General features: G+C 72.1%; 10 protein-coding genes. 3 read left to right on the plus strand and 7 right to left on the minus strand.

Translation table 11 applies throughout. The features are described from left to right. Positions 1-3: 3 nt before the first annotated feature. The 6 genes from OHA98_RS12385 to OHA98_RS12410 form a co-directional block, all read right to left on the minus strand. Entirely contained in the window at positions 4-1,557 is a 1,554-nt protein-coding gene (locus OHA98_RS12385; protein WP_266925179.1) for an FAD-binding oxidoreductase, read from the minus strand. Then, the gene (locus OHA98_RS12390) at positions 1,554-3,227 is read right to left on the minus strand and encodes a glycerol-3-phosphate dehydrogenase/oxidase (RefSeq protein ID WP_266925181.1); all 1,674 of its coding nucleotides are present in this window, start codon (positions 3,225-3,227) and stop codon (positions 1,554-1,556) included. Before OHA98_RS12390 ends, OHA98_RS12385 begins: the two co-directional genes overlap by 4 nt. 92 nt (positions 3,228-3,319) lie before the next feature. After that, the gene (locus OHA98_RS12395; protein WP_266925183.1) at positions 3,320-4,879 is read right to left on the minus strand and encodes an FGGY family carbohydrate kinase; all 1,560 of its coding nucleotides are present in this window, start codon (positions 4,877-4,879) and stop codon (positions 3,320-3,322) included. Positions 4,880-5,002: 123 nt separating this feature from the next. Next, complete coding sequence (locus OHA98_RS12400) at positions 5,003-6,460, minus strand: MFS transporter (RefSeq protein ID WP_266925185.1); 1,458 nt, start codon at positions 6,458-6,460, stop codon at positions 5,003-5,005. Between the two features lie 370 nt (positions 6,461-6,830). Continuing rightward, positions 6,831-8,420 carry a peptidoglycan-binding protein gene (locus OHA98_RS12405; protein WP_266925187.1) on the minus strand — a complete coding sequence of 530 codons (1,590 nt, stop codon included), beginning with the start codon at positions 8,418-8,420 and terminating at the stop codon, positions 6,831-6,833. Positions 8,421-8,658: 238 nt separating this feature from the next. After that, entirely contained in the window at positions 8,659-9,105 is a 447-nt protein-coding gene (locus tag OHA98_RS12410; RefSeq protein ID WP_266925189.1) for a nitroreductase family deazaflavin-dependent oxidoreductase, read from the minus strand. 256 nt (positions 9,106-9,361) lie between these two features. Here OHA98_RS12410 and OHA98_RS12415 point away from each other — a divergent pair, with 256 nt between their 5' ends. From OHA98_RS12415 to OHA98_RS12425, 3 genes are all read left to right on the plus strand, one after another. Further along, on the plus strand, positions 9,362-9,595 hold the full coding sequence (locus tag OHA98_RS12415; RefSeq protein WP_266927887.1) for an acyl carrier protein: 234 nt from the start codon (positions 9,362-9,364) through the stop codon (positions 9,593-9,595). A 92-nt stretch (positions 9,596-9,687) separates the two neighbouring features. Continuing rightward, entirely contained in the window at positions 9,688-10,887 is a 1,200-nt protein-coding gene (locus OHA98_RS12420) for a beta-ketoacyl synthase (protein ID WP_266927889.1), read from the plus strand. Positions 10,888-10,907: 20 nt separating this feature from the next. Next, positions 10,908-11,807: an alpha/beta fold hydrolase gene (locus OHA98_RS12425; RefSeq protein ID WP_266925191.1), complete on the plus strand. Its 900-nt coding sequence runs from the start codon at positions 10,908-10,910 to the stop codon at positions 11,805-11,807. Positions 11,808-11,839: 32 nt separating this feature from the next. On the opposite strand, the gene OHA98_RS12430 is transcribed toward OHA98_RS12425, so the two are convergent. Then, on the minus strand, positions 11,840-14,266 hold the full coding sequence (locus tag OHA98_RS12430) for an endonuclease/exonuclease/phosphatase family protein (protein ID WP_266925193.1): 2,427 nt from the start codon (positions 14,264-14,266) through the stop codon (positions 11,840-11,842). Positions 14,267-14,355 lie beyond the last annotated feature (89 nt).

The following is a 14,355-nucleotide window of genomic DNA, read 5'->3' on the forward strand; positions in this document are numbered from 1 at the left end:
GGGTCAGTTCAGCGGAGACGTACCGAATCGGCTGGGAAGGCCCAGTTTGCCAGGGTTGAGAATCCCGGCCGGGTCCAGGGCCGCCTTCACCGCGACGAACGTCGCGAAGCCCGCCCCGAGGGATTCCTCCAGGTAGGGGCCGCGCAGCAGACCGCAGCCGTGGTGGTGGCTGAGGGCCGCCCGGTGCTTGATGAGTACGGCGTTGGCCGCGTCCCACACCGAGCGGTACCAGTCGCGGCGCGACTCGGGCGCCACATCGCCGCGCAGCGAGAAGTAGACGCAGGCACCGTCGGTGTACGCGTGGGACTGGTGGGCCGAGGCCGCCAGGGTGCCGTCCACCGACTGGATAGCGGCGACCACCTCGTCGTAGATCACCGGGAGGTCGGCCCAGGAGGCGGCCATCTCCAGGGTGTCGGCGACGAAGCCGGGGCCGGGCTTGAAACCGTCCGCCGACTTGCCGACCAGCATCCGCTCGTCCAGCCAGCGCTCGAAGACGGCCTTGCTGTCCAGCTCGGGGCCGTAGGCGGCGCAGACCTCGGACGCGACCTTGATCGACGCGTCGACGATCGCCGGGTCGCCCTCGTCGGCGATGAGCAGCAGATTGGTGTCGGGGTGGCCGAAGTGGGTGCCCGACTCCAGGGCGTCGTACAGGCGCAGAACGGCCGGCGTCGCACCGCGCTGCATGATCTTGCGGCAGGCGTCCAGGCCCTCCGCGAAGGTCGCGAAGCCGTAGGCGACGGCGTTGGCGTACTCGGGCAGCGGGTGGACCCGCAGCCGGGCCGAGACGATGACGCCGAGGGTGCCCTCCGAGCCGATGAACAGCTGGCGCAGGTCGGGGCCGACCGCCGCGCGGGCGTAGTCGCCGTACGTGGCACGGGTGCCGTCCGCGTGGATGACGTCCACCCCGACGACCATGTCCTCGATCTTGCCGTACCGGGTGGAGAGCTGACCGGCACCGCGGCAGGCGATCCAGCCGCCGACCGTGGAGACGGCGAACGCGGAGGGCCAGTGGCCCGTCGTCACGCCGTACTCCTCCTGGAGCTGCTTCTCGAAGAGGTCACCGAACATGCCCGCCTCGACGTCCACCAGGTTCGACTCGGCGTCGAAGCCGGTGATCCGGTTCAGCGCGCAGACGTCCAGCACGACCCCGCCGAAGACGGGGAGCGCCGCACCGGTGACGTTGGAGCGGCCGGCGGACGGGGTGACCGGGATGCCCGCCTCGTGGCAGATCCGCAGCACGGCCGCGATCTGGTCCGCGTCCGCGGCCTCGACGACCACGGCGTCCGGCGTCGCGGGACGGCCCTCGGTCTCACCGATCATCGACCCGGCCCACCAGTCACGGGTCCGGGTGACGACCTCGTCCCGGGCGGTGTGCACGGCGTGCGCCGCCCCGCGCAGCGCCTCGATCACGCTCTCGGGGACCTCGACCGGGTCGCTCTGGAGCGCGGCCTCGCCGTCGCCGATGGGGGTGTTCTGCGCCCACTTGGCGAAGCTGGGGGCGCCGATCGTGTAGTTGCCCCGGTTGAACGGGTGGGTGATGGTCTGACGGCTGATCATGCTGCTGCCCCTTCGAGGAGTACGGACTTTTCGTGACGGACGGCGGCGAGGTACTCGGAGACCGAGCGCTCCACCTCGGCCGGTGTGAGGTTCAGTTCCCGGCCGAGGATCGCGCCGACCGCGGCGGCCGCGTCGGCGGAGGCGTCCCGGGCGAACAGCCGGGCCCGCAGCCGGCGGGAGAGCACGTCGTCGACCGAGCGGGCCAGCTCGGCGCGGGCCGCGTACACGACCTCCGCCTCGGTGTACGGGAGTCCGGCGACGATCGGCGCGGCCAGCGACGGGTCGTCCTGGATCAGGTCGCCGACGAAGCGGGCCTCGGTGCCGAAGCGCTCGCCCAGGTGCGCGGCGATGCCGCCGGAGGCGGCGACCGCCTCGGCGTCGTACCCGGCGCCGCCGAGCAGCGGGAGGTTCGCGGTGCGGCTGGAGCCCTTGCGGCCCAGCACCGTCATCACCTTGTCGATGACCAGCTCACCCATGTGCCGGCTGGTGGTGAGCTTGCCGCCGGTCACCGTCACCATGCCGGTGCGACCGATGGTGATGTGGTGGTCGCGGCGCATGTCGAGGGTCGCGCCCTCCTTGCCGCCGACCAGCGGACGCAGCCCGCCGATGGAGCCGACCACGTCGTCCGGGGTGAGCTTCCCCTCGAACGCGGTGTTGGCGCCCTCCAGCAGGAAGTCCATCTCCTCGCGTGTGCAGTGCACATCGTCGGGGGAGCCCTGGTAGTCCTCGTCCGTCGTGCCGAGCACCACGCTGTTGCCCCAGCGGGTGCAGGTCGCGCGGCGGGCCCGGCCGGGGATCGGGACGGTGACCGTGCAGTTGATCCGCACCTTCTCCCACGGCACCACGATGTGGACGCCCTTGGCCGGGCGGACCTGCGGCTTGTGGCCGTCGTCGGCCTTCGCGTCCAGTTCGTCGGTCCACACCCCGGTGGCGTTGACGACGGCCCGGGAGCGGATGTCGATGGTGTCGCCGTCCACGGAGACCCGGGCCCCGGCCACCTTGCCCATCTGCGTCAGCAGACCCTCGGCCTTCGCCCCGTTCAGGACCGTCGCCCCGAGGGCCGCCGCGGTGCGGACGATGGTGAGCACGAGCCGGGCGTCGTCGGTGCGGGCGTCGAAGTACATCAGCCCGCCCTTCAGGTTCTCCGCGCGCAGCGTCGGCGCCTGCGCGAGGACCTCGGGGACGCTGAGGCGCTGGTGCAGCTTGCCGATCCGCCAGCCGCCGACCAGGTCGTAGGTCCACAGCAGACCCTCGAAGCCCTTGGCGAGGCGGGCGTCGAAGATGCCCTCCTTCTCCAGGATCGGGAAGAGGAACGGCAGCCGGTGCACCAGGTGCGGGGCGTTCTTGCGGAAGCGGTGGCGCTCCAGGAGCGAGTGACGTACGAGATTGACGTTGCCCTGCTCGATGTAGCGCAGGCCGCCGTGCACCATCTTCGAGGACTTCGACGACGTGCCCGAGGCGAAGTCGTCCTTCTCGACCAGCGCGGCGCGCAGCCCGCGCGAGGCCGCGTCCAGCACCGCGTACGCCCCGGTGATCCCGCCGCCGATGACGACGACGTCATAGGTGTCGTCGGCCAGCCGGCGCTTGATCCCGGCGCGGTCGAGCAGCAGCGGCGTTCGGCGGGTCGCCGCGGCGCTGCGCCGTGGTTTCCGGGCGGGCAAGGTGATCACAACATCAACTCCTGGTGTTTCGGTACGGCGGCCGCGTGGTCGAAGGGTCCGCCGGGGCGACGGTGAGGGTGCCGTCGGTGGGGGGTGTGCGGTTACGTCTCGGGCGCCTCCAGGGGGCGCAGCGCCGGGTCCTTGAGATGGCCGATCAGGACGTCCCGCCAGGCGGCGCGCTGCGCGGTGCGCTCGGCCGCCGGGATGGAGGGCGTGAAGACCCGGCCGTTCGGCTGGGCCTCGACGACCTCCTCCAGCGAGGACCAGAGCCCCTGCGCGACGCCGGCGAGATACGCGGTCCCGCGCAGGCTCGCGGTGGCCGAGTCGGCGACCCGCTCCAGCGGCAGACCGGTCAGGTCGGCCTGGATCTGCATGAGCGGGTCGCTGCCGGAGACCCCGCCGCCCACCCGCAGGCGGGTGAACGGCGCGCCCATCGTGTCGGCGACCCCGTCGATCAGGTCGCACACGGAGTGCGCGATCCCGTCGAGGACGGCGCGGGCGAGGTCGGCGCGGGTGGTGGCGAGGGTGAGCCCGGTGAGGGAGGCGGTGGCCTCCGGGTGCCAGACCGGCGTACGTACTCCGGCGAGTGCCGGGACGAAACGCGGGGTGCGGCCCGGCCGGGTGGGGACCCGGCCCGCCTCCTCACCGAGCTCCTTCGGCGAGGCGAAGAGGCCCAGATCGTCACAGAGCCAGCGCAGCGCCGAACCCGCGGTGGAGGTGTAGGCCTCCAGGCTGTAGTGGCTGGTGTCGCCCTGCCGCCGGCCGGGCTGGGCGAGCACCCCGGAGATGTCCGGCCGGGGCAGGGCGGGCACGGTGCCGGTCGCGGCGTCCACGAAGGCGCCGGTCCCGTACATGATCATGCCCTGCCCGGCGGTGAGACCGCCGAGCGCGAGCAGGGCCGCGTGCTGGTCGCCCATGGAGGCGGCCAGCGGCACGGAGATGCCGAGGGCGGCCGGGTCGGTGTGCCCGAACCCGGCGTCGTCGGAACGCAGCTCGGGCAGCAGGTCGAGCGGGAAGCCGAGCCGGCCGATCCACTCCTCGTCCCAGGCGTGCCGCTCCAGCAGATAACCACCGCTGGACGCGGCGTTGGTGGGCGTCGTGGCGTGCACGGCGCCACCGGTGAGCCGCCAGATCAGCCAGGTGTCGACGGTGCCGAAGAGCAGCCGGCCCGCGCGGTGCGCGGCGGACACCTCCGGGTGCGCGGCGATCTGCCGCGCGGCCCAGAGGAACGGTGCGCGGGCACCGACCGGCCGGCCCTGGCGGGCCAGCAGGGCGGTGTCCCACTCCGCTTCGTACGAGGTGAGCTCGGCGGCGTACCGCCGGTCCTGCCACACCACCGCGGGCAGCAGCGGCCGCCCGGTGACCCGGTCCCAGAGCATCGCGGTGGCCCGCTGGGTGGAGAGTGCCACCGCGGTGATCGTGATGCCGTCCTCGCGGGCCCGGCCGACGGCGCGGCGCGCCACCTCCAGGGTGGCGGTCCAGATCTCCATCGGGTCCTGCTCGACCGAGAGGTCGTCCGGATGGCTGACCTTGATCGGCCGGTAGAACACCTCGTGGGCGGCGCCGGAGTCGAGGACGACTCCGGCCCGGGTGCCCGTGGTGCCCTCGTCGATCGCCAGCACTCCGCGCCGTGGGGCGGCGCCGGGGAACGTCTGCGTCATTGCAGCCCTTTCATTGCGAGCATCGCGAGCTGTACGGAGCCGGCCGTACGGAGCGGTACGTACGGATCCGGCGGTACGGAGGGGAGGGGGACCATCGTGTGATGCGGCAGGCGCGGCCGACGGTCAGCGCGCGGTCGTGGCCTTCGCGGATTCGGGGGAATCGGCCTGCGGGCCCACGCCGGATTCGTCCGCGGCGGCAGCCCCGTCCGGGGACTGGCCGGCCTTCATCGGGTCCCACTTGATCGCCAGGCAGGTGATCATGCCGAGCAGCGGGACCACGGAGAGCACCAGGAAGGTGTCGGCGAGGCCGAGGGATTCCTTGATCTGCGGGAAGAGGTACAGCCCGGCGACACTGCCGAAGCTGCCGACCATGCCGGTGACACCGGTGCCCAGTGCGCGCACATCACTGCTGTACGAGAGGGCGGCGATGGACTTGCCGTTGGCGCCGGGGCCCGTGGAGTGGCACAGGATGAACAGCACCGGCAGCAGGAACGCCACGGCCGTGGGGACCTTCTCGAAGGTCAGGCCCATCGCGAGCAGGGCGACGAACACCCCGGCGAAACCGGCCGCGGAGCTGAGCCGCAGTCCGAGGCGGCGGCCGAAGTAGGCGGAGAGCAGACCGCCCGCGATACCGAAGGCGTTGAACACCATCGAGCCGATGGTGGCCTTCTCGAAGCTCTCGCCGAAGATCGTCAGGCTGATCAGAGGGAGGTACCAGCCGACGGCGAAGTACTGCATCGACTGCCCGAGCGAGATCACCGAGGACAGGACGGTGCGCGGCAGGTAGTCGCCCTTGAAGAGCACCCCGGCCTGGCGGAATCCGATGGCGGGGGCGGCGGAGGCGGCCCGGGTGGCCGCGTCGGGCTGTCCGGCGACGGCCTTGATCCCGTAGATCTTGTCCAGGTTGCGGACCGCGTCGTCCAGCCGGCCCTTGCTGGCCAGCCAGGTGGGGCTCTCCTGGAGCATCAGCCACTGGCCGATGAGCAGGGCGATGGCGACGACGGCGGCGGAGCCGACCGACCAGCGCCAGATGTCCGCGCCGACGTCCATGTTGAAGAAGAGGAGCGCGAGGGCGAGGTTGCTGGTGGTGGCGACGTACCAGACCGCCTGCCACAGGTTCAGCCGTCCGCCGAGCTTGGCGGGGGTGTACTCGGCGAGCAGCGCCATGGCGACGGCGAAGTCGATGCCGTAGGCGATGCCCACCATGACGCGGCCCACCCAGACGACACCGAAGTCGTCGGCGAACGCGGCGGTCAGGGCGCCCGCGATGGCGAAGACCTTGGCCAGCAGCAGCGGGGGGACCCGGCCGAAGCGGGTGGCGAGCCAGCCGCCGATCGGGTTGAAGAGGATCGCCAGGGCCGGAGCGGTGGCCGTGAGGACCGAGACCTGCGTGCTGGTCAGCTCCATCTGGGACGTCATGGGCCCCAGGCCCGCGCTCAGCGCGGCATTCGAATAGGCGTCGAGGAACAGCCCGCCGAACACGAGGAACCAGATGACTTGCGCCCGGCCGGTGATCTTTCCCAGCCCATCGATGAGCGCAACGACGTCGCCGACGCCTTTGACGCTCGGACGTTGTGCCATGAATCCGCCTTCGAGGAAGACCCATCGGCGGCACGGGGAGCACAAGAAACAGGCATGACGAAACCACCGACAGGTGGTCTATGTCTGTGCCTGTCAAAACACTGCGGAAAGCGCCGCAGCACGTGAACTGCTGAACTGCCGATCCGGCGAACCACCGGATCCCCAGGGACCCGGTCCGGTACTTCGGTACTAAGCAGTGAGGTTAAGAACGTGTCAGGACAAACGTCAAGGGTTTCCGGCAGGTTACCGAAACGTGACGCGTGTGCCTCATGTGTCCCATGTGCCCCACGTGCCTGGCGGGAGACTTCCCGCGCACCGGGGCGTTCCGGTGGCGGTGTGCCACGGAACGCCCCGCTTCGCTCCGGACGGGTCAGCTGCCCGCCTGGAGGGCCGACCAGGTGGCCGGTCCGACGCTCCCGTCGACGGAGAGCTTGCGGGCGGTCTGGTAGGCGCGCACCGCGGTGTCGGTGGCGGGGCCGAAGGTCCCGTCGATGCCGACCGTGGAGCCGAGCGCGGCGGTCAGACTCCGCTGGAGCCGCTTCACCTCGTCGCCGGAGCTGCCCAGGGTCAGCGTCGGGGCGGTTCCGGCCGACAGCAGGGCGGTCCAGGTCCTCGGTCCGACCGTGCCGTCCGCGGTGAGCGCGCGGGCGCTCTGGAAGGCCTGGACCGCGCTCTTGGTGGCGGGGCCGAACTGTCCGTCCACGGCGCCCGGCTCGTACCCCTGCTCCTTCAGCAGCCGCTGGACGGCCGTGACCCGCGCCCCCGACGCACCCTGCTGCTGGGTCGTGTACGAGGTGAAGTCGAGCGCGTCGCTGCCGGTGCCGTCGCCGGGGGCGCCCCCGACGAGCTGCATGTAGTAGGTCCAGTTCCAGTTGACGCCGGGGTCCGTGTGGTCGTTCCCGGGAGCCTCGCTGTGGCCGATGATGTGCGCCCGGTCCTTCGGGATCCCGTAGCGGTCGCACAGGTGGCGGGTCAGCGCGGCCGAGGAGCGGTACATCGCGTCGGTGAACCACGACGGGTCGTCGACCCAGCCCTCGTGCTCGATGCCGAGGGAGGAGGCGTTGGCGCTCTTCGCGTGGTACGCCGTGTTGCTGTCGCGCACCATCTGGGTGACCTCGCCGTCCGAGGAGCGGACCACGTAGTGGGAGCTGACCTGGGACGTGGCGTTCTGGAACCAGCTGATGGAGCCCGCGTACGAGCCCTGGGTGACGTGGACGACCACCTTGTCGACCGTCGCCGACCGCCCGGTGGCGTAGTTGTTGGCGTGGGCGGGCACCCAGAGCGCCGAGGGGTAGTCGGGGCTCTGCGCGGTGACGCCGGCCGCGGCGAGCCCTCCCTTGGCCGGGGCGACCGGGCGGGAGGTGACCGTGACCTCCTCGCCGCCGGGCACGGTCGTCCGCAGCCCTTCGGCCAGGAAGGTGTAGACCGCGTCCGCGTAGAGCGCCGCGGCGGGTCCCCGGGCGCCGCTGTAGCGGGCGACGGCCGGGTACCAGGCGTCGAGGTCCCGGCGTTCGGCGCGGTCCAGGCCGAGTGCGTCGGCGTGGCCGCGCAGCACGGCCGCGCCGCCCCGGATGTTGGCCGCGGTGTCCCGGCGCAGCCGGGGGAGCGACTCGCCGGTCAGCGCGGCGGCCTTCTCCAGGGAGTGGTTGGCCGGGTTGCTCGCCAGGTGCATCACGCCGTAGCCGTTCGCCTGGCTGGGCGCTCCGCCGTGTCCGTCCAGATGGGTCTCGCCGTAGCCGACGGCGGCCAGCAGGTCGCGCGGTACGCCGAACTCCTCGGCGGCCTGCGCGAAGGCCCGGTTCATCGGCTCGGTGGCGGTGGCCGGGGCGGTGGCGTCGGCCGCGGTCCCGGGGCCGGCCGCGGCCGCCGGGTGGCCGGCCGCGACCAGGGCCGTGACCGTGAGTGCCGCCAGCACGGACGCGCGGGCTCTGCGGTGGACGGCGGTACGTCGTCGGGGCATGGGTGCTCCTGCTCTGTGGGGTCTCTGTGAGCCCGGTGGGGCTCCATGGGGGGAGAGAAGAAGGCCCTCGGACCCGGGTGGGGTGGGCCGAGGGCCGTTGAGCGCGCCCAGGCTATCGAGATGAATGGAGCATGACAACGACATCGGGCGCGTTGAAGCGGTGCTGCTAATTCCCTTTGATGTCAAAGGAGTTGAGGGGGTGGCGCATCGGCGGTCCGATGTCCGGGAGGGGCATCGCTCAGCGTCGGGTGAGCCGGACGACGGGGATGTCGCGGTCGGTGCCCGCCTGGTACTGGGCGTACCGGGGGAACAGCTCGACCAGCCCCGGCCAGACCCGGGCCTTCTCCTGGGCCGGAAGCGTCTCGGCCCGTGCGCCGAAGCGCTCGGTCCCGACGCGGAGTTCGACCTCGGGGTCGGCCAGAAGGTTCAGATACCAGAGCGGAGGACGGTCGGACCCGCCGTTGGATCCCACGATCAGATAGTCCTCGCCGTCGCGCCCGTACATCAGCACCGTGCGCCGCACGGCCCCGCTGCGCCGCCCGACGTAGTCCATCAGCAGACACGGCACCCCGAGCTGCGTGGTGCCCTGCGTGCCGCCGGAGGACTCGTACAGCTCGGCCTGCCGGGCCACCCAGTCGGCCGGGCTGATCCGTACCGCCGCTTCGCCGTCCTGCTCCGCCGTCATCCGGACTCTCCCTCTCTCGTACGGTGCGTCGCGCGCCATCCTGGCACTCACCCTGCCGGAACCCGTGGATTCGTACACCTGGACAACCCCCCACCGCACGGGGGAACGAGGGCCGGAAGCAGGGCCGCGAAGGCGTATAAATGGTCCCTCCGGAGCAGCCGGCGTCCCCCGATGGCCACCTGACCCCCCACGCGGCCGGCGTCACCGCGTCACTGAGCGGAGGAGCGCCTCAATGAGCACCTCGGAAGCGACCTCGATGAGAACCTCGGAAGAGATCAGCGCCCTGCTGGTAGCGAACTTCGGCACCGACCCCCTGGCCATCCGCCCCGAGGTGCCGCTCCGTCAGCTACGCCTGGACTCCCTCGCCCTGGAGGAGCTGCGGCTGCTCATCGAGGACCGGCTGGCCATCGACCTGGAGGATGTCGCCCTGACCTCACGGGACACCGTGGGCCGACTGGTGGCGGCCGTGCACGAGAGGGCCCGCGCGTGACGGCCCGCCCGCACACCGAACCGTCACCCGCCCGGTCCACACGGCCGTTCACCCGTCCGCGCACCGAGCCGTTCCGTGCCGCCGTCACCGGCATCGGCCTGGTCACCGCCGCCGGGGTCGGTGCCGAGGCGGCCTGGCGCGGTGTCAGCGAGGCCGCCACCGCGCCCTCCGTCCTGCGGCGGCCCGAGCTCCAGGGCCTGCCCTGCGACTTCTTCTACACGATCACCGGCCTCGACACGAAGGCCGTCCTCGGGGTGGCCGTCCAGCGGCTGATGGACCGCTTCACCCAGCTCGCCGTCATCGCCGCGCGGGAGGCCGTCGCCGACGCGGGACTGGACATCTCGGTCTGGGACAGCGGCCGGGTCGGCGTCGTCATCGGCTCCGCGCACGGCGGACTCCCCTTCTACGACGAGCAGCACACGGCCCTCACCGAGCGCGGCCCCCGGCGTGTCTCCCCCAAGCTCGCGCCCCTCACCGTCGTCAACGGCGCCGCCAGCAGCGTCACCCTGGACCTCGGCATCCACGGCCCCAGCCAGGCGGTCTCCACCGCCTGCTCCTCCGGCACCGTCGCCATCGGCACCGCCCACCAGATGCTGCGCACCGGAGCCTGCGACATCGTCATCGCGGGCGGCGCCGAGTCGTCCTGCACCCGGCTGCTGCTCGCCAGCGCCTGCCAGATGAAGGCCGTCTCCACCCGCCGCGAGGACCCGGAGGCCGCCTGCCGCCCCTTCGACACCCACCGGGACGGCTTCGTCGTCGGCGAGGGCGCCGGCCTCCTCGTGCTGGAACACCCCGACCACGCCCGTGCCAGGGGTGCCACCGTCCGCGCCCATGTCGACGGCTACGGCGCCTCCAGCGACGCCCACTCCACGGTCGCCCCCGACCCCGGTGGCCTCGGCATCGAACGGGCCCTGCGCACCGCGCTCGCGGACGCCGGCGTCTCGCCCGCGGACGTCGGCCATGTCAACGCCCATGGCACCTCGACCGTGTCCAACGACCTGATCGAGGCGACCATGCTGCGCCGGGTCCTGGGCGAGAGCCCGCTCGTCACCTCGACGAAGGCGATGACCGGGCACACCCTCGGAGCCGCGGGCGGCATCGAGGCGGCCCTGACCGTCCTCGCCCTCCAGCACCAACTGGTGCCGCCCACCGTCAACCTCGACACGCCCGACCCCGCGATCCCGGTCGACGTGGTCAGCAAGGAAGCCAGGCGGGCCGTGTTCGACTGCGCGGTCAAGACCTCGCTCGGTTTCGGCGGCCACAACGCGGCGCTCGTACTCACCAGGGCCTGAGGGGAAAGGGAAGAAGGATCATGTCCGAGGAGATCATCCGGCCCCTGTCGGTCGGCGGTATGCGCTACGCCTATCGGGTGCTGACCCGCCCCGAGGACGCGGGCGGGCCCGCCACGGAACCGGTGCTCGTCATCGGCGGCGCCCTTCAGGGCATGTTCGGCTGGCCCCAGATGGACGAACGGCTGGGACCGCTGGCCGATGTGGTGACCGCCGATCTGCCCGGCATGGGAACGGCCGACCCGCTGCCGGCCGGGCCCAGCGCGGGGGTGCTGCGCGAGGCGGTCCTGCGGATCGTCGACGACCTGGGCGCCCCGAAGGTCAACCTCTTCGGCTTTTCGTACGGCACCGCCATCGCCTTCGACTTCGCCCGGCACCACCCGCACCGCGTGGCCCGCCTGGCTCTCGGCGGCGTACCGGTACACATCGGTGCCGACCAGCGGGAGGGCTGGCTGCGGGCGGTGGACCTGCTGGCCGGCGGGGACCGCGAGGGCTTCGCGGCGTTCGCGGCCGACGCCCTGATGTGCCTGGACCCGGAGCGCCCGGTGCACCGCAGGGAGCTGGCCCGGCGCTATGTCCGGCGCTCGTTCCTGCACGCGCTCACCCACTCGCCGCACGTCTCGGACTCGCTGCAACGGGCCCTGACGGACCGGCGGGACTTCTCCGGCGGGCTGTCCGGCGTACCGGCCCTGGTCTTCGCCGGGGAGCACGACACGGTGACCTCACCGGAACGGCAGCGGGAGTTCGCCGCGACCATCGAGGGCAGCCGTTTCCTGACGATCGGTGAGTCGGACCACTGGGTCGTGCTGGAGCGGGCCGACGATGTGGCCGAGCTGGTCGCCCGCTTCTTCACCGACCTCCCCGTGGGGCCGCCCGCCGTCCCCCGGCAGCAGACGACCCCCGCCCCGGCCGGGCGGACCTGAGCGAACAGGTCCGCCCGGACCGGGCGCCGGCCTCAGCGCCGGTGGCCGTGTCCGTGGCCGTTGCCGCCGACGTCCACGCGCACCACCTGCGGGTCGTGGTCGCTCGCCTGGTCGGCGAACTCCGCGTTGATGTGCACCACGTCGTAGTCGAAGCGGCGGATGCCGGGGCTCGTCAGGATGTGGTCCAGCGTCTGCGAGTTGCCGTCGTAGACATAGCTGTACCGCTCGCTCGCGGGCAGCGTGCTGATCAGCGGCTTGAGGACCCTGCCGCGGGTCAGCGCGTCCATCGTCGGGGAGAACGCGAAGTCGTTGAGGTCGCCGAGGGTGATGACCCGCGCCGACTTGTCCGCCTTCAGCAGTGCGGTGACGAAGGTGTTGACCTCCGCCGCCTGCTGCACCCGCTTGGTCTCCGAACCGCGCGTCGGCTCCTGGTAGCGGCCGTGCAGGGGCTGGTCGCCGCCCTTGGAGGCGAAGTGGTTGCCGATGACGAAGACCGGCTTGCCGCGGAAGCGGAATTCGCCGACCAGCGGCTTGCGGCTGTCGTCCCAGGCGGCGCTCGCCGGGTTGATCCGGCCGGGCGAGACGGAGAGCTCGACGCCCTTGCGGGTGTCCACGGCCTTCACCGCGGTGGTGGCATCGCCGCCGGCCCGGTCGGTGAACGTGACGCGCTGAGGGTTGAAGAGGAAGACGTTGCGGATGTTGCCGCCGGGCTCGCCGCCGTCCCTGTTGTTCTCGGGCGCGATGTAGCGCCAGGCGTAGCGCGGACCGCCCGCCGCGACGATCGCGTCGGTGAACCGCTTCAGCGTCGCCTCGGACCCCACCGTGCCGTCGTTCGTGGCGCCGTTGTCGTCCTGGATCTCCTCCAGCGACACGATGTCGGGAGAGGCGAGAGCGACCGCGACGCCCTCGGCCAGTGTGTCGAACTTGGTCTGCTCGTCGAGCGCGTCCAGGTTCTCCACGTTGTACGTGGCGACGGCCAGTTCCCTGCGCTTCTGCTTCCGGGTGACCTCACGCCTCAGCCGCTTGTCGGTGAGGGTGCCCAGCTCGGTGGCCTGGAGGTTGTAGCCGCCGAAGGACGCGTAGTCCAGGACGCCGGTCGTGGTGCCGGAGAGCACGTCGCCCACGTTCGCCGCGGGGACCGGCCCGGCCGGGTCGAGGGACATCACCTTGATGCGGCCGGTGTTCTGGTCGTTGTACGACGCGTAGAGCGTGCCGCCCCGCCTCGTCGGATTCTCCTGCGGCTTGACGGTGACCCAGACCTCGTCGTACTTGGTCGTCGCGCCGGTGACACGGGTGTCGGCGACCCTGACCCGGGTGCCTTCGAGCGACTCGTACAGGTCCAGCGCGTACGTCGCCGGGTCGAGGGGGAGCGCGTCGATCGACCCGCCCGCGGCGGTGGGCGCGTAGGCGCCGGGCACCGAGGCCGCGTCGAGCACGACCGGCGCGGGCAGGTTGTTGCCCGAGGACAGCACGGTGGTCCGCGGCGAGGTGAGCTGGGTGAGGGACTGGGCGGTGGCGGACGGGTAGTACTCGGCCACCTTGCCGCTGACCAGCACCGAGTCGCCCACGGCCACGGCCGGTGCGGCGGAGCCGGTGTAGACGAACAGCCCCTCGCCGGTACGGGCGTCGGCGTCCGGCGCGGTGTCCTGGATCCAGAATCCGCGGGAGCCGGTGCTCCGCACACCGGTGACGATGCCCGGGACGCCGTCGACCGCCCGGCCGGTGAACGGCGAGAGGCGCGTGGTGCCCTGGATGTCGTGCACGCGTACGGTGCCGGGCTCGGTCGGACCGCCGGGCTCCCCGGGGTCCGTGCCGCCGGAGGTGTCACCGGCGGCGTTGACCGGGGTCGGGGTGCCCGCGGCGAGGTCGGCGGCGTTGTCGTCGGTGTCGGCGAGCGAGGCGGCGCGGGCGACGGACGCGGTGGCGGAGGCGCCGGGCACGGGCCCGCCGCCCTCCCGTACGACCGCGGAGCCGTAGCCCACGAGGTCCACGATCCTGGTGTCGGCGGCACAGTCCGCCGTGGTCCTGCAGGTGAGCGGGGTGGTGCCGGAGACCAGGGCGACGCTGCCGCTCGCCGCGGACATCGCCACCGTACCGGTGGCGTCGGCGGTCGGCAGGGCCACGGTGCCGCCGGTGCCCGCGGCCTGGGCGACCAGGTAACGGCCGCCGGGGGCGACGGCTCCGTTCAGCGCGGACACCTGCCACAGTGAACCGGCGGACGGGCTGCCCGGCAGGTACTGGACACTGAAGCCGCCCAGGTCGAACGGGGTGGAACCGGCATTGGCCAGCTCGATGAAGTCCCGGGTGAGCGTCGCGCCCGCGTTGCCGCCGCCGCCGTACACCTCGGAGATCACGGCCGACGAGGACGGTGCCGCGAAGGCGGCGGGCAGGGCGGTCACCGAGAGAGCGACGGCGACGGCGCCGGTCAGCAGGACGGAACCGGGTCTGGATATGCGCACGTGAGGTGCCCCCAACTGTGTAGTGAGGGCTGAAAACTATGCGCGTAGATGGGGCATGACAAGGCATCAGAGGTTAATTCCACGCATCG

It is taken from the genome of Streptomyces sp. NBC_00654, assembly GCF_026341775.1.
Taxonomy (GTDB): Bacteria; Actinomycetota; Actinomycetes; order Streptomycetales; family Streptomycetaceae; genus Streptomyces.